Below are 20,785 nucleotides of genomic sequence, written 5' to 3' on the forward strand. Positions count from 1 at the left end.
AAACAACCAAAGGACTAATCAACTACCTAGCACTCAAAATGCAAAAATGGACAACCAAACATGGAAAACATCAACAACACCCATTAACTTGACAGCCCCAGTAAAAGGTGAATCTATTTTTTTGTTGTGTTTTATTTAGTCTTTATATGGCAGATTGGATATGTATGGATTATAGTACAATAACTTTACAAACCCGAATAATAAATAAGAATAAATGACTAATTCTTTGTCAATTCAAAAAAAAAATACCAACCACTTGCAAATCGAGAAGGTAAAATATCTGCAAGTTTAATGTCTATTCTTTTCATTTTCGGTTAAATGGTAAAGCGACAAGTATATGCTTGAATTTTTAACAGATATTTTCTTGAAGTTCAATTTTGAAAAAAGATTAGTTATCCTTGTTTCTGTAAAAAATTGACAGTGACTACTACCATTTCCAATAACATACTTTGGTTTATTTAATAATTTTCTTATAAAATTATTATGCTTAAAAAGATAAAAAAATAAACGATTTCTAATTTCCCCTGGCCCAAAACCATTTGGAGTAGTTACAAAAAATTGCGAATTTTTACACATTACCTTTTTTATATTTAAAACTAAATTTAAAGGGTCTAAGACATGTTCAAATACTTCCGAAGCAATTACTATATCAGATGAGAATGAATAACCATTTTCTTCACTTAGACAAATATTTTTAATTTTATTTTTTTTGATTAAATTTGATAAATAAACAACATCACTTTTATCAACGTCAAACGCCACAATGTTGCATCGTAAGGAATTTTAAGGAATTGTAATACCACCTTTGCCACAACCCGCTTTTAGTATATTAAGTTCATCTAATTTTTTATTGTTAATAATTGAATATTTTCTTAGCTGAAATAATAAATTCTAATTTTTTTAGATATGATGGATTATAATCAAAGTTTGCATCATTTAAAAATTTTCTACATCAGAGTTCATATTTACCACTAATTATTTTAATGTTTATACTCAATTTCGTTTTTAATAAGGATTCTCCACAAAGGAAACATTAGATTGAGTTTGTTTTAAATACAAAACCTCAGATTCACCATTTGAATATATTAAATTAGATTCTTCAATTTGTGGATTTAAATAGGACATATTGTAATAATAATTACCATTAACATAAGCAATATTTTGTAGAATATTGGTAGATCCAAGATATAAGTAAGAGTTTTGAATCTGTGTTTGATTTGTTATTACTTTTTGATATGGCATCATCCCATAACTTCTTAGTATATGTTTCACATTAAAAAAATCGGCATAAACTCTTAATGAATTCTTTCTATTTAGGGAAAGCCATTCAGCGGAATTAATATCCTCTTCTTTATAAAATGTTGAATAAAAAGCAGCTTTATATTTAGTATCCTGATTAATTATAGATTTCTGGCTCAAAGCCAATGAAGAAGGTTGATCATTGAAAATTTCATAAACTAAACCAACGTTGAAAAAGAAAAATATTATTAAAAAAATGGACATTAAATGCAGAGATTTTTCTTTAGTAAAATATTTATTTAGCTTTTTAAATCGCGATATTAAATTTATGAGGAATATACCTCCAATTATTGAAAATGGTGCTAAAAATATCAATGAAAGTTGGTATAATCTATCTGTGTTTAATGCACTTGCTAAATAGGGTATAAAGAAACTGAGGATTAATACTACTAAGAAAAATAAAGATAATATTAAATATTCTTCCTTAAATTTTAATCTATGTTTTAAAGTATACAAAAATCCTATTACTATAAATAAAGGTATTAATAATTGTATATATTTACCTATTGTATGTAAAAATGATGGATTTAAACTGTTTATTAACCTTAAACTTTGTGATGAATTTTGATCAAAAAATTCTGTAAAAAATGTTTGATACATATTATTCCCAATATCTACAAAAGCAATAAATGAAGAAGAGCTAGAGATGTACATATACCAAGCTAAAGTAAAAATTGTAATAAATAAAAATAAAGTGAATGTTACTGTTTTAAATTTATAATCCGACTTATCCAACTTTTTATAAAGTGGTAAAATAATCAACATCGCTAATAAACCTAAAACGAAGAGATAAGATAATCCATAGTGCGATAAAATGATAGAAGCCCCAAATATAATGAATAGAATCGATATTTTACTGTTACTTAATTTATCCTCAATCATTAGAAGTAAAAAAAGTGTTAAGAACAATTCTGCTAGTCCTAACCGACCCAAATAAGCACTATAAAATTTAAAAAAAGCAACAAAAACAAAACATGACAAAAACGCTATTATCGCTGTTGATTGTTTTTTATAAACTATGTATAATCCTACAGGAATTAAGGAATAAAAAAAAGGAAATATTATTTTAAATATCCAAGTTATGTTTAAATTAATAATTTTTGAATAAATTGGAACTAACATCACAATACTCAAAACAGAATTCACATCCCCAAACGTCTGAAATGACCAAATTGAATTCAAATTTACCAAATTAGCAAAGTAATACTCGACATTAACATCATTACCTGTAATGTTACCCGATATAAGTTCAATACTATACACAACTGATAAGGCAATTGCAAATATCGTTAGAGGATAAAATTTTTGGTTTATTTTCCCAAGTGAAACTAAGATAACTATTAATCCAATTAACAATATTAAAACCACCAAAGCAATATTATTATCATAATAATTCACTAGATAGGTTCCTATAACCGCAATTAAAGGCAATAATATTATAAAAGATTCTCTAGGAAAGCTTTTTAATTCTATATAACACTTTTCAGAGAAGTTTTTGTCGATCATGTAACTTAGAATAGATAATGCAATTACAAGAAGATTTATTGAAATTATTAAATTAAAAGGGGAAAGTGGTTCATGAATGCCAACGATTGGATAGATGATATTTAAAAAGAATCCTAAAAACATTATTAGAGATAAACTCAATCCTACAGCATATAATAATGATTTAACACTACTAATATTATGTATTCTCAATACTCTTAACATTAAATAACCAGGTACAAAAGTAAGAAAAACAAATCCAAAAACCTGTCGCAACAAAGGAATATTTATCCCAATTGTATCCAATAAACTCAATCCAATAAAAGATAACTGAATACTAATTATAAGAGCTAAAAATTTACTAAATTTCCAATCATTCATTTTAAATGGATTGTTTATAAACATTTATTCTACCCTCAATTTATTATAAATTTGAATTAAATTGCCTGCAATTACATCCCAAGAAAGCTCTTTTCTCATTTTAATGTAACCATTGACACCCATTCTCTTCTGTAAATTTTCATCATCTAAAGTTTTAATTATAGCTTCAGCAAGTGCGATAGAATTTTTTGAGGGAACTATAAATCCGGTTTTACCATTTTCTACAACTTCGGGTATACTTCCTACATCAGTTGCAATTACCGGTTTTTTGAATGCATATGCAATAGGAATAATTCCAGTTTGTGTACCTTCAATATAAGGTAAAATTACTATTTTTGCTCTTTGGAAAAAAGAAGATACTTCTTCATCTTTTATAAACCTATTGTGGATTTCAAAATTCTCATGATTTTTGATGAGGTGATTATATTTATCAAAATTCCCAGATCCCGCTATTATTAACTTAATTTCAGGTTTCTGATTTAAAATATAATTTACAGATTCTATTAAATAATTCAAACCTTTGTAATCTATTATCCTACCAAAAAATAGTATTGTGTCTTTTTCTTCATCTATTTTGTCCTCTGAATAGTTCAAGAAAAAAGAATAATCACCGTGAGGGATACTGTAAACTTTTTTATTTGTTTTAATTAATTTTTTAGCATATTTTCCATGAACTAATAGACAATCAGAGAATTTAACATAAATTCGTTTAGCAAATTTCTGATCGATCATTCTTCCGCCAATATGAGGATTAACATCATGAATCATTGTAACAATTTTAAATTTTCTTAGATAAGGTAAAAATAATGCAGCCCATAAATGAATTTCATTAAAATGAATTATATCCGGATTTTCTCTATATACGCTCCTTATAAATTTTAATGGCCTAGTAAAAATCAAGGTATTAACAATAAAATTTTTAATTAAGTTACCCATCTTTAATTCTATTATTTTAACATGATTAATATCAAAGTTATTTTTATCTATTCCAATAGGGGCTATTACAACAACGTCCTCTCTTTTTGCTAAAGAGTTTGCAAGTTGTGAAACGTAATGCACCATTCCCCCTTTGGTATTTAAAGTTATAATCATGATCTTCATAATACAGCCTATTTCTTGGAATTGATAATTAAACTTTACTGAATTGTTCTAAATATAAATCAGCTATTTTTTCCCAATCATGATTTTGAACTGCAAAATTTCTTGCATTTTCCGAATGCCTTTTATTATCCGATTTTAAATAATTTATTATATCATTTGCTGCATATTCTGTATTTTCAACATTAATGGTAATACCACAATCAGCTGCATCAGTTATTAAACTTATATTAGGTATTTCTGAAACTATGCATTTTAAACCTGATGCCATGGCTTCTAGAAGAGTTAAAGGCTGGCCTTCATATTTAGAAGTCATTATATAATAATCAGAACAAGCATAAACATTTGGAGTATCCATATGATGTACCTGACCTAAAAATCGGACATTATTTAATTCTTCATCCTTAACCAGGGTCTTTGAATTTTTAAGTAGTTCTCCTGTTCCGGCCATTAATAATGTTAAATTATTAATTTTAGCCGACAATTTAGAGAATATTCTAATTAATTCAAGAGGCTGTTTATGTTCATTAAATCTACCTAAACTAAGAATTACAATATTATTTTCTGGAATTTTAAATTTGTTTCTTAAAAATTTTTTATTATTTTTTGGCCTAAATAAATGGGTGTTTACTCCATTTGGAATATATTTAATCTTATCTCCGTTTATATTGATTTTTACTAACTCACTTTTTACTGAGGGATCAATTACCGTAAACAGTATTTCATTATTAATTTTTTTTATACAATAACTATCTATGATTGATGAAAATAAATAATAAAAATGTAAATGCAAGGGATATATTCTTTTTTCTATTTTACCCTGAGAAGTAGAGTGAATTGTCACTAAACATTTCTTAAAAGGATTTTCTGTAATAAATAGAGGGTTGTGTAGCCATACTATATCATAATCATTTTTTTTATTTTTAAAATATTTACTTACCTTAAACCAAAAATATAAAAGACTTATTCGCCCATATTTACCTATATTTCCAATTTTAATATCTGGTCCTGTTGGTGAACATACATCACATTCTATACCTTTTTTTTTCATTTGTTCAACAATATTATATGCTACATTGGCTATTCCTGAACCATGAGGATAATATTCTGATGCACATACTAAAATCTTCATTATTTACTCCAATAATTGATTAAATTAATGTTTCATATAATTTTAATGTTTTTTTTACTGTGTTTTCCCAGGAAAACCCGTTAATAATTTTATATCTTCCATTTTTTCCAAATTTAAGTGATAGAGATTTATCGGATAATATTTTTATGATGCCTTCTGCTAATGCTTCAGGATCTTTTTTTGGAACCATTATTCCGCATTCATTTATTATATCTATGAGTTGTGGTAATTTTGTGCATACTACTGGTATTTCACATGACATTGCTTCTAATATTGTTCTTGGTACTCCTTCTTCTAAGCTAGGTAGTACAAATATGTCTGAATTTCTGTATAAATCTGGAATTTCAGAATTTGGAATAAATTTTTTTTGTGTTATTTTCCTGTTTAAACCTAAATGATTAATTTGTTTATTAATATTCTCTTTTAATGGACCGTCTCCTACCATTAATAGTTTTAGATCATCATATTCTTCAGATACGATTTTAAAAGCTTCAATTAAGTATTGGACACCTTTACCGTGAATATATCGTCCAACCCATAGTAATTGTTTATTTTTACTTTCTTGTTGTTTAGGAGTAAATAAGTTAGTATCAATACCGTTATGAATTACTTCTATTTTGTCTGGATTAACTCCTAAATTGATGATAGATGATTTCCCTTCCTCAGTATAAGTAATAACTTTGTCAGCAGATTGAAATGTCCATTTACCTATTGTAGGTAAATATATTTTCTGGAGTTTCATGGGAACAGTTTGGGATATTAAACCATGGTTTGTAATTACAAGTGGTGTAGATTTAAGTTTACGTATCAATGCACATTGATTTGTTGATAAAAAAAGGTGTGAATGGGCATGTATAATATCAAAATTATGCTTTTCTTGTATTAATTTAAAGAATAATCCTGGTAAAAGAGAATTGCCGGCTATTTTTATTCTGTTATTAAATTTAACTACTTGATAATTCTTATTTATATTTTTTACTGGATTGGAATTCTTAGAAGTGTATACTGTTACATCATGTCCATACTGTGCTTGACATCTTGACATTTCATGTGTATGAATTCCAAGTCCTCCAACAACATATGGGTATAAGTCACTGACTACACGTAATATTTTCACTAATTTTCACCTACATTCATATTATAAAAAGACATTACATTAATCATACTTATAAATGTATTTTAAGAGGTAGAAAATGAAAGCTTTAGTGACAGGATGTGCAGGGTTTATAGGATCACATTTAACTGAGAAACTTTTAGAACAAGATTATGATGTAATTGGAATTGATTGCTTTACTGATTATTATTCTAATGAATTAAAAAGATCTAATATTTCAAATTCATTGAAAAATAATAATTTCACTTTGATTGAAGAAGATATTACAACTTTAACCGAATTTCCAGATGTAGATTATATATTCCATTTAGCTGGACAGCCTGGAGTTCGTAAATCATGGGGACAAACCTTTGAAACGTATACCAAGGATAATATTTATGCTACTCAAAGATTATTAGAATTTTATAAAGATTTAGATATAATTAAATTTGTATATTCTTCTTCTTCTTCAGTATATGGTGATGTGGAACTTCCAATGTCTGAGGATAGGGTATTGAAACCTATTTCACCTTATGGAGTTACGAAACTTGCAGCAGAACATTTATCATATTTATATCAGAAAAATTATGATCTTCCAACTATCTCTTTAAGATATTTTTCGGTTTATGGTCCAAGACAAAGACCAGATATGGCAATAAATAAGTTTATCAAAGCAATTATTGAAGGAAAAGAGATACATATTTATGGTGATGGAACTCAAACACGGGATTTCACATTTATCAGTGATGTAGTAAATGCAAACATTATAGCTGCAAAAGGAGATATAATAGGTGATTTTTTTAACATTGGAGGTGGAAGTAACATTAGTGTAAATGATTTAATAGGTGAAATCGAGCAGATTACAGGTATCAAAGCCAAAATTAGATACGATTCAGAACAGAAAGGTGATGTTAAAGATACATTGTCTTATAAAAACAAGGCAGAAAATATTTTGGGTTGGAAATCAAGTGTTGGTATAGAAAAAGGATTAGAAATATATATAAAATGGTATTATGATTTTTTAGAAAATATCTAAGCAGTAATTCCTTCAAATATAAATTATTCTTTAGGTTTAAATCTTGCACCATATATTAAAAGCCTAATGGGGCGATATATGTAATATAAAGGATATAATATTTCAGGTAATTGTAATGTATCCCACTCTAATGAAGTTGGACTGAAAGCCCGCCATAAACAAAACTTTATCCCATTAATCCAGTTATCTCTTATCCTAAACTGGATTAAAGCTTCTTTTGCTAAGTTAATATCATGTTGTTCAAAGATTTGTTTAATAATATTTAATGATATATCTTTCACCGAATATTCATAGCTCAATCTTTCTAAAATATCTTGAGGTATTTTAATATTGAATAAATATTTAACTAAATACAAATTGATACACAATATTTTCTTAATTTCATACGTATTAGCTTTATCAAGCACATAAGGCCAATTAATATTTTGATTTTGAATAAATTGAGCTATATCAGATATCCATGATAAGCTTATCCAATTATGATTAGCACTATGTGTACAAAGTATAAGTAATAAATCTTCATTTGAGAACCTTAAAGTATTTCTTCGATTAATTTCTATGTTTTTAAGAGATTTTTGATCAATGAAATTATCCGAAATCCCTTGAAATCTCCAATGCATTTCTACCATAATTCCATTAATATCATTTATAAATTTATATTCACGTTGTGTATTTATATAATGGGACTCAGGTTTAGGATCATTTAGAAAATATAATGAATACTTATTAGACTTCATTAATTTTTTTGTTTTTAAAACATCTTTTTTAAAGATAAAAATATCCAGATCATTAAATTCTCTAAGTGCAAGATTTTCATAAGCCAAAAGAGCTAAAGAAGGCCCTTTATACGGAATGGCATCAATGCCATAAGCTTTCAAAAGTTCCAGTATCTTAATTAATTCCCCGGTCATCAATAGATTTTTACGAACATTAGCATTAAAATATTCTTTAAGTTCACATAAAACATTCTCAGGAACCATATCCGGACAAATTAAATTAATATTACGATATAAAAGGGGCTTTAATCTGTGCCTTGAAGCTAATTGAATAATATAATTCCAGTCCAAATCTTCACTAACCAGGGAAACTATTTTACTCATAGTTTCTGGATCAATCCATGTATTGGAACAGCAAATAAGAAGCTCATCTTCACTGCTAAGTTTCAAATTTTTATCATTTTCCATGAATTTATCCCCATAACAAAATCATTAAAAAGATTAGGTAATTTTAGATAGTTATTTATTAAAATTATATATATATAAATCAAATTGAGTTAGAACTGAATATAATTTAAAGGATATAAAAATGAATAAAAAACCGATTATAATAATTATTATTTTGTTTATTGTGACAATATCTGGTTGCACAACAAAGACAACAACTAATGGCACATTTGGAGAAAAAACCCTATCCCTTGATGCTATTAAAGTGTCAGATAATACCACTGGAAACTACAGCGAAAGCAATGACACACGTTATTATGTATCAGGATATATTAATAATGAAAACTCAATTGATGCCCTAAATGTAAAAATAAAGGTCTCTACTTATGATTCCCAAAATAATATTGTAGATGTTAATGATACACCATTTTTGGAGCCTAAAAATATTCCTGCAAATGGAAATTCCGTTTTTTATGCTCGTTTTTCTGACCCTGATAAAAAAATTGTCAGATTCAGTGTAGAAGTTATTGATGCTAAGTCAGATTATGGAATTTAAGATAATTACAATTTTAGGCCCTGTGCTTCATAAATATCCCAGAAATATCCTTTTTTATTTTTTAGTAGTTCTTCCCATGTTCCAGATTCTAAAATTTGGCCTTCATCGATTAAATAGATATAATCCGCATTTTTTATAGTGGATAACCTGTGTGCTATGATAAGAATGGTTATTTCACCATGTAAATCATCGATTGCCGTTAATATCTTTTTTTCATTATTTGTATCTAAGTTGCTGGTTGCTTCGTCTAATATGAGTAAATGGGGGTTTCTTAACAGTGCACGTGCCAGTGCCAACCGTTGCCTTTCACCACCTGATAATTTAACTCCACGATCACCTATAATCGTGTTTATGCCATCGGGGAGTTTTGAAACAAATTTATTTGCAGCGGCGTGTTTCAATGATTCGATAATATCTTCTTCTTTAGCTTCTGGTTGGGATAATAGTAGGTTGAATTTAATGGTTTCATTGAATAGGAATGTCTCTTGGGACACATATCCAATTTTACTTCTCCATTCATTTAAACATTTAGAAATAGAAATACCATCAATGGTTATTTTTCCTTCATTTGGTTGAATTAAACCCATTATTAGATCTGCAATTGTACTTTTGCCCGCACCTGACGATCCTACTATTGCTATACTTTTTCCAACAGGTATCTCAAGATTTAAATCTTTGATGAAAAATTGTTCTTCTTCCAGGTATGTAAAAGAGATATTTTCAAGTTTAATAACTTTGTTTAATTTTATTTGACAATTTTTATCATCCAATATATCACTATTCATTAAACACTGTTTTTCTAGATGTATAACATTGCCAAAGGCGGGTAACATATTTATGAAGTATTGGTAGCTGCGTTGTATAGTTGAAAATTGGGGAATCATCCTTACAAATAGATATATTAATAAAAATAATGTTGCTGTAGGTAATTTTATAATTTCTATTAAAAACAATACCAGAATTGCTAGAACAATCACTGTTCCAATATCAAATAATAATTTAACATCTGCATAGCTTTTGATAGTGTCTTGGTAGTTTTGTGCAACATTGTTAGTTTGATTAGAAAAAAGGCTAATATTTTCTTCTTGCATTCCAAAACTTTTTATGGTCTTCATACCATCTAAGTGCTGTATTATAGAGGAGTATAGATTTCTTGTAGCGGATGTAATATCTTCTCCACTAGATCTAGATTTTAAAGTTCTTCTCCGGAGTATTAATAAAATAGCTATCCCTACGATAAAAATTATACCTGTAATAATACCTGCAATTTTTAGGGCAAAAATTATGTAGACAATTAAAATCATTATACTGGCTATGAATGTTAAAAATTGACCTGTTCCCATGCTAATTCTTTCTATCTCATTGGTAATAGCATGGGCAAAGTTTGAAGATTTCATTTTTGTGAAGAATAGCCAATTTGAATTGGTAATAGCATTATAAAGGCGTTTACGTAATTTAGCAGCAAATTGGTACTGTATCTTTGAAGTCCTTAGTGTCTGTAATCGCGATAATATGGCAATGAAGCTAATCACTAAAACATAAATCAACAGAACAACTAACAAAGTAGGTTGCAAACCTATAGTTGTGAAAAAAGCCGATGTAATTCCTGCGATCTGGCCTAGTGATCCCTGTCCAACATCTAATCCAACTAATTGTAATAGAGGAACTAATAAAAGTAAACTAATTCCTTCACTTAGACTTATTACAACCATTAAAACCAATGCAATAGCTACTTTTTTTTGCATTAATTCGTTAAGAGTTTTTGTATATTGGCCTAAGAGACTTTCTTTAAAATTAATGATGATTTTTAGAACCATAAATATCTATATTCCCCTAATAAAAATTATTATTTCGCCCAATTAAAACAATATTATTCAATATTCTGATTCTAATATTGGTTTATATTCCTTTTCAGATTCTCCTAATACAATTTGATCATCTATTTCTAACCAAGCGTGAGCTTCAAATTCTTCTTCTTTTATAACACCTATTTTAAGTTTGGAAGGATGATTATATCTTGAAAGTATTATTTGCCCAGTTATTGCTTGAGTAAGGCAAGTTGCCTTTGGAACATATGGAGAAACAACCCGTACAGACCATATAATATCTTCAATAGTTATTGAATCTTTTTGTTTGTGATTTGGTCTTGAAATTCTTTTTGATATCTTTTTAACCTTTGAAAATGAAAATAAAGAAAGTGATAAACGAATGAAACTTATCAAAATCAGACACTTAATAAATAAACTTTTCCTTGATGATGAAAGTTTGAAAAAACTATCAATTTTACTCATTAATCTTAACCAGCCCGTTATCTAAAAGTTCTTTTATTAATTCAAAAATGTCACATTTACATTGGTTTTTATCTACATCGTATTCATCCCAGATTATTTCTACAATGTCGTTTACTACTCTCGGTTTTTGAATTAAGTTCCAAATTTTAGCCCCAATAGGATCCAAGCCATAATATACACCATCATTCATATTTAATATGGCTGCTTCTCCATCTAGATCGCATGAAACCACATCATCTGCCACCACCAAAGTTGAATCTATTGATATTTTTGTCATATTTTCACAAGTTAATTTATTTACCTAATAAGTATAGAATGTTTATGATATTATTATATAATAAGATTTTATTTTTATCTATTAAAAATTAATTTGTGATTTTCATCACATTTGTCGAAGATTTCAGAGAAAAACTTTATATTGCATCACATTTAAGTATATTCTATGTGAAAATTCACACGATCATGTTTGGAAATCATGTGATTTTTTGTGAAAAAATTTTTGTTTAAAAATTATTCTAGAAAAATAAAATAGGGGGAAATAGAAATAAAAATTTACAAACAATTATTGATGTTTGTTTTAGTATTTGCATTTGTATTCACTATTTGTGGAGCAGCCACAGCTGCAACACCACACACAGTTACAACGATCAATTCTCATAACGATAATTTAACAGTTTCAACATTACAAGCAAATTCAAAAAAAGCATCAAAAGCTAAAAATACTAGTCCAATAGCTGATCCTATAATTACTGGAACAGTAACAATAAATGAATATGGACATATACGGGCTTTAAAAGGTGCTACTGTTACTGTTAATTCAACTGCAAGTAACAGTAAAGTCCTAGGAACCACTAAAACAGATCAAAACGGTTATTATTCTATAAACTTTTACAGCACAGATCCACAATACAGGGTAACAGCCAGTTACATAGGATGTAATAATATAACCAAGACAGTAACGGTAAGCCAAGGACCTAATTACCCAACTGACCCTAATTATTATGGTACATCAAACATTGAATTAACCCCTAAGACTGCAACCTTAACTGGAACTGGAAGTGGTAGAAATATATACATCCAGGGAGGAAATAAACTCGGTTTTGCAGGAATAATAAATGTTAGGGTTGATGGCACTACATATCAGGCGTATTGTATTGACTTATTTACACCTATTAGTATAGGTGATACTTTACTGGTTAATGGACCTCTCCCCGGAACAGCCGGAGATCTACCAAGCGAAGTGGACTGGGGTAAAGTTACATACGTGTTAAACAACTACAATCCATCCAGCAACGATGAAGCCGCAGCAATACAGTGTGCCATCTGGTACTTCACTTCTGTACATTACGGCCCATATGGCGGCCCTAACCCTGTAACTGGTTACTATCAATTCATGACTGCACCTAATGATGGAAGAATAGATGGAGCCTATGGTTCAACAACAGTTAGAACAAGAGCATGGGAAATCATTAATGCCGCAGTATCAGTAAAATATCCTAACAGCATCACATTATCCCCAGAAACAACCAAAATATCCAACGGGCAATCCGCCACTGTAACTGCCACAGTAAAAGACCATGATGGAAACCCATTACAAGGTATTACAGTCAACTTCCAAAAAGATAAAGGAACATTAAGTCAAACTTCAGGAATTACAAACGCCCTTGGCCAAGTTTCAGTAACTTTATCAAGTATTCCAAATTTTAGCAGTGCCATTGTCACAGCATATGTAAGTGGAAATTACGGTAACCTCTTATACGACAATCAATACACAACCAGAAAACAAAACCTTGCAGCCAGAAATCTTCTACCGTTAACTCTCTCAGATATTAGCGTAATAAATACAGATGTAACAGCTAATGTTGCATTATCACAAACCGCTAATTCACCTGTGAATGTGGGTGATACTGTTACCTACAGGGTTACTGCAACCAATAACGGACCTAATGCTGCTACGGGCATTATGATAACTGATATATTGCCTGCAGGTTTAACTGGATTTACAGTTACGCCATCCGTAGGAACATATTATAACAATGTTTGGGTTATTCCAAGCCTTGCAAATGGAGCTACAGCCACATTAACCATAACTGGAACTGCCACAGCAAGCATGGCCGGAACAACCACAATTAACACAGCTACAGAAACAGCTCAAGACCAATATATATCACAATTGCCAACTACAACAGCCAGTGTACACGTAAACCAAGCTGGATTAACCATCACCAACACTGGAACAACACCAGTAAACGTAGGTGACACAGGAACCTTCACAATAACCATAAACAACAACGGACCAGACGCAGCCACCAACATAAAAATAAACGATATAATACCAAACGGATTCACAGCCAACACCCATGGAATAGGAACATACGACGGAACCACATGGACCATCACCAGCCTAGCAAGCGGAGCAACCGCAACACTAACATTCACAAAAACAAACATACCAGCCAGCATGGCCGGAACAACCACAACCAACACCGCAACCGCAACATGGAACGAATACCCCAAAACCGTCACAATACCAAACAGCAACATACACGTCAAACAAGCCAATGTAGCACTAAGCCAAACAGTTAACACACCAGTAAACGTAGGAGACACCGTCAACTACATAATCACAGCACTAAACAACGGACCAGACACCGCCACAAACATAAATATTAACGATATTATACCTGCAGGACTAATAGGTGCAATAATAACACCATCTGCAGGAACTACCTACAGTAATGGCATATGGAATATACCAAGCCTTGCATACCTCGCAAGTGCAACATTAAACATAAGCGGAACAGCCGGAAGCACAATGGCCGGAACAACCACAACCAACACCGCAACAAGAACAAGTCAAACAGAATATAACAACCAACCAACAGCAACAGCAGCAAATGTTTATACTAAAAAAGCAGATATTAAGATAACTAATTATACTGCAAATGGGATAACAACATGGAGCTGTTATAACACCCCTGCTTTGGTTAGTGATGTTGTGAACTATGGACCTGATGATGCTACTGGCGTTATAGCCCAGTACATATTACCATCAGGAGTTAAATTTATCAGCGCAGACACCCGAGGAGTTGGAACATACACCTACGCATACAACACCGCAACAGGAATCGGAACCATAACATGGACTATAGGCTACATGCCAAACGGAGGATTTGGAACAATAGACGTTTTCGCTTTAATCAATAAAACAGGCCAACTAACAACCACTGCAAAAGTAACACATTCAGATCAATACGATCCTACACCAAATCCTTCCAAAAATTATATTTTAACTGTTCCTACATCTGCAGATATAGCATTAACACAAACTAGCAGCAATAACAACCCAAACACAGGAGACGAAATAACATTAACCGTTAATGTCACCAATAACGGACCAGACAACGCAGCAGGAGTAGTAATAACAGACACCCTCCCTACAGGACTCGAAATAAACTTACAAAAAACCAACACACATGGAATTGGAACACTCACATACGACCCTACAACTAGACTCCTAACATGGACCATAGGCCAAATGAACTACGGAACATTACCTGCAATATTAGACATTGTAGCAACAGTAACAACCACAGACCCAATTATAAACAATGCAATCAGGAACACACCACCACAATACGACTGGAACTACAACAACAACGCCCAAAAAGTCTACTTAAACACCGGAACATATGTAAAGCAGACAGATCTAAAAATAACTAATTATAATGCAAATGGGATAACAACATGGAGCTGTTATAACACCCCAACATTGGTTAGTGATGTTGTGAACTATGGACCTGATGATGCTACTGGCGTTATAGCCCAGTACATATTACCATCAGGAGTTAAATTTATCAGCGCAGACACCCGAGGAGTTGGAACATACACCTACGCATACAACACCGCAACAGGAATCGGAACCATAACATGGACTATAGGCTACATGCCAAACGGAGGATTTGGAACAATAGACGTTTTCGCTTTAATCAATAAAACAGGCCAACTAACAACCACTGCAAAAGTAACACATTCAGATCAATACGATCCTACACCAAATCCTTCCAAAAATTATATTTTAACTGTTCCTACATCTGCAGATATAGCATTAACACAAACTAGCAGCAATAACAACCCAAACACAGGAGACGAAATAACATTAACCGTTAATGTCACCAATAACGGACCAGACAACGCAGCAGGAGTAGTAATAACAGACACCCTCCCTACAGGACTCGAAATAAACTTACAAAAAACCAACACACATGGAATTGGAACACTCACATACGACCCTACAACTAGACTCCTAACATGGACCATAGGCCAAATGAACTACGGAACATTACCTGCAATATTAGACATTGTAGCAACAGTAACAACCACAGACCCAATTATAAACAATGCAATCAGGAACACACCACCACAATACGACTGGAACTACAACAACAACGCCCAAAAAGTCTACTTACCACTGAATAGTTTCAATTAAATGTTTGAAGAAATGATTAGGAACCACATTTTTAGGTTCCTTTTCTATTTTTATGAAATGATATTTCATAATCTTTATCAATTAAAAAATAATAACAATATAATATGTTTATGAAGGAGATGAATGATGAAAAAAGAATATAAACAGCCAGTATTAGTTACTTATGGCGATCTAAAAGAAATTACAAAATCAGGATACGGATCTGGAGATGATTTGAGAGGTGAAACTGGTCCAGATCCAAGTTAAAAAAAATTTAATATTAACGAAATAATCTCATTTTTTTATGAATTCAAGTTTCTAAAAAGTTTATAATTTTTATTAATGAATTTCACATTACATAAATTACTTATTAATACCACTAAAACAAATTCAAAAATTTAATGAACATAATTAACTTAAACTTTCTTTCTTAACAACAACCCTAATTATAAAATATCCTTAAATTTATTTACAAATTTTTTTTTCATTAGAAAATGGGATCTTACAATTTTGTATATTTTAACCATTTTGCCAAAGTTATAACATTCCAAATATCTCTAGGATCATTACCCGAACTTCCATTTTGATAATTTTTATATATGTTCTGAACTTTTTTTAGATCTACATAATGGTCTAACAAAAAATCATCTTCATTATTGAATATCAATTTATCTAAACGATCTTTTTCAAACCGTAGTAAGTTACTTTCAAAAAAAGAACTAAATTCTGCTTTTGAATGTCTCCATTGAACTTCTTTTGGTAGAATATCTTGCATTGCACGTCTCATTATTATCCTATCCCATCCCAACTTAAATTTTTGCTCATCTGGAATAGCATAACAAAATTCAATAAGATTTTTATCAACAAAAGGATATCGGTGCTCAATTTCAAAAGCTGCGTAAAACCTATCAAAAACCTCAAAAAAAGATTGGTGTGAACTAAGTGTAAGTAAAAAATAATGGAATTCTCTGAAATTATCTGGTTCATTTATAAAATGATTTTTAAGATATTTTCTCGCATTAATTTGCTGTATAAAATCATTTTTCAACAAAATAAGGTCAGGCTTCTGCCTATAACCTTTAAATTGTCTGATAAATTTCAACAATGATTTGGGTATTTTTGGAAAAATGATTTGATTTAATAATAGTCTATAAAAACGCACATTAAAACGTTTTGACATACCCTTGATTTCTCTAATCAATTTTATCCAATTAAAGGTACTAAAAAGTTCTATAAAATATTTTTCACCCTTAGATAAAGTAATGTCCCCATATTCTCCACCTAAGACTATACGAATTCTATTTTTTTTTATTTTAATGTACAAATCCCATAGCAAAGTTATATTAGGAGTTATGTAAGGTTCATCCACAATTGAAATAATATTTTCAATATCTTTGAGGGGATTTATATTGTCTGCTTTTGTGAAATGAGTATTTATTCCACCCATTTCTGCGACATGGTTAATATATGTGGTTTCAGACATTTTTGACAATTCCTCAAATATTATTGAAAATGTATTAAGTTGGTTATTATCATTTAAGATTTCTCTAGCCATGCAAACAACTGAAGAAGAATCTAAACCACCACTAAGTTCAAATCCTACTGGAAAAGCCGATCTCAAGCGACACTCAACAGCTTCAGCAAAAATTTTACGAAATGCATCAATATATTCCTCATCTGAGCCTAATATAATTTGAGCATCATGCTTAAGTTCCCAATATTTTCTTAAATTGATTTTTTGCTTTTGAAATTTTAAAGAATGTGCAGCAGGCAATCGGTAAATTTCTTCGTAGAATGTTAAGTTTTCATGTTTGTAAATAGGGATTAAATGGAAACCTACTCTCAAATCGTTGATTCTCTTTATGACTTCAGAATTGCAAAAAAGCGCCTTTATTTCTGAAGCAAAAAAGAATGAGTCATCAGATAAAAAGTAATAAAATGGTTTCACACCCATATGATCCCTAGCACAAAACAACTTTTCTTTATCGGAATCCCAAACAGCAAATGCAAAATCCCCTAAAAGTTTTTCAGTACAATATTCACCCCATTTCTCATATGCTTTAAGGATAAATATGCTATCAGGTACTCTTATAGAGTTTTTAATTTCCAGAAGTTCTGAAAGTTTTTTTCTGTTATCAATTCTTGCATCAGCTGTAATTACAAGTCCAGAATCTTCATCTTGAAATGGTAGTTTTTCATTCAAGGATTCTGGAGTAGTATGTAACATTTGATGGCCAAACCCAATCTGACCTTCATACCATATATGTGATCCATCAGGACCCCTATGGGCGATTTTATCATTCATTTTCTTGATCATTTTGTGATCAACTGATCTCCCATCCCTGTAAAAAATACCGGTTATTGCACTCATAATTTGTCCTCAATATCCATCTCAACCATTCTTGTGACCTCATGTATTTTTTCAAGAGAATCGGGTATAACTAAAATTGATAAATCTAAATTTTTAACAATCCTTTCACACTGAACGAAATTATCAGGGAGCTCTAATTTTGAAAACATGTGAATACTAAAAGTGTTTTTTATAAGTTCCATAAAAGCTTCTTGAGGTTTTAGATCAATTATTTTAGATTCTTTATTTCTCTGTAGAATATAAACCTTCTTCAGAGGAATTTTATTACTTGAAAAAGATTTAGGAACAGAAGCATATGCTTTATCCATTATATTCCTTTCTAAATTAGATTTATCAAAATTTAACCCCATAGCGGCTCTTGATTTTGAAGAGAGCCTTAAACTTGGAAATCCCGGGAAGATAATTGGAATATCACCATCGAATTGAATAGTAATGTAATCATCTGCAACAATAGGATATCCTTCATTGTAAAATGCCATAGCAGTAGTTGATTTCCCAGATCCTTTAAAACCTGAAAAAGCTATAGCCGAACCATTCATATTAATTGAGCTGGCGTGGAGTACAAATAAACCTTTCAGACGCAGGAGAGTAGCAAATACGGTTCCAAGAAGAAAGTTTCTTAAAATGACTTTATCCACATTTTCTGCAGAATTAACAATTATTGAATCAGCAGTAATCTTAAATTTTCCAATTACGTCCCAGAATCTGTATATTGTATTATCTAAAAGTTTATAACTAATTCCTTCATCCAATACACTTCGGGTGGGTAGATCTACTTCCCCTAAATATATGTTTATATCTGATTTTTCTGATTTTAATGGTTTTAATTCGGGTAATCTTATTTCTGAATGAATTTTTAGTCCAAATGCTTCATATTTGAAGATTAAATCATTTGAATTGAGAGATTTCATATTAATAATTAGAATTTAGTATATTTAAAATATTGTAATTATTTAAAAAAAAGAATTTAAGGAGTTATTGGTTTTTTGGTATTATAATTCCACCGATTACCATGAATATTCCTGATGCAAGAGCTGCGGAAGGTATTTCAGGTTCATTAATTGGTGTTTTACTATCTGGAATAGCATATACTGGTTCTGAAACTGAGGTTACTGGTTCTGTTATCGGTGCAACTGTTTTAGGAGGAGTTGTTCTTTCTGAAATATTTATTTCTGTTAAAGATAGAGAATTTGTATTTGATGTTTCTATGGGAGTTGTGGATTTAACTACTGAAATATTATCATTTAATGTTTCAACAGGTTTAATATTAGTCACTTCAGGAACAACAGTCACTTCAGGAACAACAGTCACTTCAGGAACAACAGTCACTTCAGGAACAACAGTCACTTCAGGAACAGTAATCACTTCAGGAGTGTCTTCTATTATAACCTGTGGAGGGAGTGATGCTGAAACAGTTCCAATGGATGCAAGAGTAATTAATAATGATAAGAGAAGTAATGTCTGCTTTATTTGCATAAATGTACACCTCTTTTATTTGAATAATTTATTATTTTATCAATCTTGTACACCCTATGTTATCTTGTCACACCCACTTAATGGATAAAATATTATTAGTGATTTTAATCACAGAAATAACCTTTATTTCATATAATATCAAATAAACAGTCTGGAATTTTAAAAAAATCTATAAATTTGAAATATTTTAAATATTATAAGGATGTTAAGGATTATTTCAAGAAACATTTATCCAAAATTAAAGGTTTAAGTCAAATATATAACTCATAACAAATTATATAACATCTAGCGATTACTGAAGACAGAAGCACCCTCAATGAAAAAACTATTATACTAGAGATTATGCTGATAATCCTGCTAACTATTGTATGCATTGTTTGCATAGTAGCCATGTCCTTTAACTAAATATCCTATCAACCTAATTTCATAAATTCTCCTTGCACTCTTTTTACCAGGTTATACATTTATGGCAGTAGTATATCCCCTGGAAAATGATATTGGATCTTACAAACGCATTTTTGGGAGTATACTTGTAAGTTTATTTCTCACAATCATTCTCATACTGTTAACACGTTACAAAATTCTTGTGATAGAATCTATCAAGCATATTTTGATTATTGCAATTTTAACCATAGTCCTGTCAGTTGCTGGATTTTATAGGAGCTATAAATTCAAGAATTCAGAAAGTCATTGAATACCCCAAAAACTAAAAACAGTATAAGATTTTCAGATGCCCTATTAAATTGAATTATAATTAATAGTAAATATCACATTTTTTTAGTCCATATATAAATAATGATATTTTCTAATCATGTGGATATAACTCCAAATAGATTTATTTGTAAATATTGAAAGAATATTTGAATTCAAGTTTTAATTAGATAATGATTTTATCCAAATATTAAAGATTTAGGTCAAAAATATATAACCTAGAAC

Annotated in this window: 16 protein-coding genes; 4 read left to right on the forward strand and 12 right to left on the reverse strand. The window is 30.2% G+C overall.

The window, feature by feature from the left end:
- Positions 1–288: 288 nt before the first annotated feature.
- The 5 genes from K8N75_RS09745 to K8N75_RS09765 form a co-directional block, all read right to left on the reverse strand.
- Entirely contained in the window at positions 289–762 is a 474-nt protein-coding gene (locus K8N75_RS09745; protein WP_223791862.1) for a methyltransferase domain-containing protein, read from the reverse strand.
- A gap of 243 nt (positions 763–1,005) precedes the next feature.
- On the reverse strand, positions 1,006–3,189 hold the full coding sequence (locus tag K8N75_RS09750) for a DUF2206 domain-containing protein (protein ID WP_223791863.1): 2,184 nt from the start codon (positions 3,187–3,189) through the stop codon (positions 1,006–1,008).
- Positions 3,190–4,266, reverse strand: a complete 1,077-nt coding sequence (locus tag K8N75_RS09755) for a glycosyltransferase family 4 protein (RefSeq protein WP_223791864.1) — start codon at positions 4,264–4,266, stop codon at positions 3,190–3,192.
- Between the two features lie 28 nt (positions 4,267–4,294).
- Positions 4,295–5,395, reverse strand: a complete 1,101-nt coding sequence (locus K8N75_RS09760) for a glycosyltransferase family 4 protein (RefSeq protein ID WP_223791865.1) — start codon at positions 5,393–5,395, stop codon at positions 4,295–4,297.
- 19 nt (positions 5,396–5,414) lie between these two features.
- On the reverse strand, positions 5,415–6,512 hold the full coding sequence (locus K8N75_RS09765) for a glycosyltransferase family 4 protein (protein ID WP_223791866.1): 1,098 nt from the start codon (positions 6,510–6,512) through the stop codon (positions 5,415–5,417).
- A gap of 76 nt (positions 6,513–6,588) precedes the next feature.
- Here K8N75_RS09765 and K8N75_RS09770 point away from each other — a divergent pair, with 76 nt between their 5' ends.
- Complete coding sequence (locus tag K8N75_RS09770) at positions 6,589–7,524, forward strand: GDP-mannose 4,6-dehydratase (RefSeq protein WP_223791867.1); 936 nt, start codon at positions 6,589–6,591, stop codon at positions 7,522–7,524.
- A 23-nt stretch (positions 7,525–7,547) separates the two neighbouring features.
- On the opposite strand, the gene K8N75_RS09775 is transcribed toward K8N75_RS09770, so the two are convergent.
- Positions 7,548–8,708, reverse strand: a complete 1,161-nt coding sequence (locus K8N75_RS09775) for a nucleotidyltransferase domain-containing protein (RefSeq protein WP_223791868.1) — start codon at positions 8,706–8,708, stop codon at positions 7,548–7,550.
- A gap of 121 nt (positions 8,709–8,829) precedes the next feature.
- Between K8N75_RS09775 and K8N75_RS09780 the strand changes: the two genes are divergently transcribed.
- A complete protein-coding gene (locus K8N75_RS09780; RefSeq protein WP_223791869.1) occupies positions 8,830–9,243 on the forward strand; it encodes a hypothetical protein in 414 nt (137 codons plus the stop codon).
- Positions 9,244–9,248: 5 nt separating this feature from the next.
- On the opposite strand, the gene K8N75_RS09785 is transcribed toward K8N75_RS09780, so the two are convergent.
- The 3 genes from K8N75_RS09785 to K8N75_RS09795 are packed head-to-tail and all read right to left on the reverse strand — an operon-like array spanning position 9,249 to position 11,811.
- Positions 9,249–11,060 (reverse strand): ABC transporter ATP-binding protein, encoded by a 1,812-nt coding sequence (locus K8N75_RS09785; protein WP_223791870.1) that lies wholly within the window; start codon positions 11,058–11,060, stop codon positions 9,249–9,251.
- A gap of 57 nt (positions 11,061–11,117) precedes the next feature.
- Positions 11,118–11,534, reverse strand: a complete 417-nt coding sequence (locus tag K8N75_RS09790) for a lasso peptide biosynthesis B2 protein (RefSeq protein WP_223791871.1) — start codon at positions 11,532–11,534, stop codon at positions 11,118–11,120.
- Positions 11,527–11,811, reverse strand: a complete 285-nt coding sequence (locus K8N75_RS09795; protein ID WP_223791872.1) for a PqqD family peptide modification chaperone — start codon at positions 11,809–11,811, stop codon at positions 11,527–11,529. The genes K8N75_RS09790 and K8N75_RS09795 overlap by 8 nt, the downstream gene beginning before the upstream one ends.
- 291 nt (positions 11,812–12,102) lie before the next feature.
- Between K8N75_RS09795 and K8N75_RS09800 the strand changes: the two genes are divergently transcribed.
- A complete protein-coding gene (locus tag K8N75_RS09800; protein WP_223791873.1) occupies positions 12,103–16,023 on the forward strand; it encodes an Ig-like domain-containing protein in 3,921 nt (1,306 codons plus the stop codon).
- A 481-nt stretch (positions 16,024–16,504) separates the two neighbouring features.
- Here K8N75_RS09800 and K8N75_RS09805 read toward each other — a convergent pair whose 3' ends face one another.
- The 3 genes from K8N75_RS09805 to K8N75_RS09815 all read right to left on the reverse strand — a co-directional run bounded on the left by K8N75_RS09805 (position 16,505) and on the right by K8N75_RS09815 (position 19,849).
- A complete protein-coding gene (locus K8N75_RS09805; protein WP_223791874.1) occupies positions 16,505–18,373 on the reverse strand; it encodes a lasso peptide isopeptide bond-forming cyclase in 1,869 nt (622 codons plus the stop codon).
- Positions 18,370–19,284: a phosphoenolpyruvate carboxykinase (ATP) gene (locus K8N75_RS09810; RefSeq protein WP_223791875.1), complete on the reverse strand. Its 915-nt coding sequence runs from the start codon at positions 19,282–19,284 to the stop codon at positions 18,370–18,372. Before K8N75_RS09810 ends, K8N75_RS09805 begins: the two co-directional genes overlap by 4 nt.
- Before the next feature lie 64 nt (positions 19,285–19,348).
- Entirely contained in the window at positions 19,349–19,849 is a 501-nt protein-coding gene (locus K8N75_RS09815; RefSeq protein ID WP_223791876.1) for a hypothetical protein, read from the reverse strand.
- Positions 19,850–20,279: 430 nt separating this feature from the next.
- Here K8N75_RS09815 and K8N75_RS09820 point away from each other — a divergent pair, with 430 nt between their 5' ends.
- Complete coding sequence (locus tag K8N75_RS09820; protein ID WP_223791884.1) at positions 20,280–20,543, forward strand: DUF1616 domain-containing protein; 264 nt, start codon at positions 20,280–20,282, stop codon at positions 20,541–20,543.
- Positions 20,544–20,785: the final 242 nt, after the last annotated feature.

This window comes from Methanobacterium spitsbergense, assembly GCF_019931065.1.
GTDB classification, from domain to species: domain Archaea; phylum Methanobacteriota; class Methanobacteria; order Methanobacteriales; family Methanobacteriaceae; genus Methanobacterium_B; species Methanobacterium_B spitsbergense.

What these genes read in the sequence shown, in the direction of transcription:
- K8N75_RS09750 (WP_223791863.1), bottom strand. Translation starts at nt 3,189, where the DNA reads ATGTTTATAAACAATCCATTTAAAATGAATGATTGGAAATTTAGTAAA.
- K8N75_RS09755 (WP_223791864.1), bottom strand. Translation starts at nt 4,266, where the DNA reads ATGAAGATCATGATTATAACTTTAAATACCAAAGGGGGAATGGTGCAT.
- K8N75_RS09760 (WP_223791865.1), bottom strand. Translation starts at nt 5,395, where the DNA reads ATGAAGATTTTAGTATGTGCATCAGAATATTATCCTCATGGTTCAGGA.
- K8N75_RS09770 (WP_223791867.1), top strand. Translation starts at nt 6,589, where the DNA reads ATGAAAGCTTTAGTGACAGGATGTGCAGGGTTTATAGGATCACATTTA.
- K8N75_RS09775 (WP_223791868.1), bottom strand. Translation starts at nt 8,708, where the DNA reads ATGGAAAATGATAAAAATTTGAAACTTAGCAGTGAAGATGAGCTTCTT.
- K8N75_RS09780 (WP_223791869.1), top strand. Translation starts at nt 8,830, where the DNA reads ATGAATAAAAAACCGATTATAATAATTATTATTTTGTTTATTGTGACA.
- K8N75_RS09785 (WP_223791870.1), bottom strand. Translation starts at nt 11,060, where the DNA reads ATGGTTCTAAAAATCATCATTAATTTTAAAGAAAGTCTCTTAGGCCAA.
- K8N75_RS09790 (WP_223791871.1), bottom strand. Translation starts at nt 11,534, where the DNA reads ATGAGTAAAATTGATAGTTTTTTCAAACTTTCATCATCAAGGAAAAGT.
- K8N75_RS09795 (WP_223791872.1), bottom strand. Translation starts at nt 11,811, where the DNA reads ATGACAAAAATATCAATAGATTCAACTTTGGTGGTGGCAGATGATGTG.
- K8N75_RS09800 (WP_223791873.1), top strand. Translation starts at nt 12,103, where the DNA reads ATGTTTGTTTTAGTATTTGCATTTGTATTCACTATTTGTGGAGCAGCC.
- K8N75_RS09805 (WP_223791874.1), bottom strand. Translation starts at nt 18,373, where the DNA reads ATGAGTGCAATAACCGGTATTTTTTACAGGGATGGGAGATCAGTTGAT.
- K8N75_RS09810 (WP_223791875.1), bottom strand. Translation starts at nt 19,284, where the DNA reads ATGAAATCTCTCAATTCAAATGATTTAATCTTCAAATATGAAGCATTT.
- K8N75_RS09815 (WP_223791876.1), bottom strand. Translation starts at nt 19,849, where the DNA reads ATGCAAATAAAGCAGACATTACTTCTCTTATCATTATTAATTACTCTT.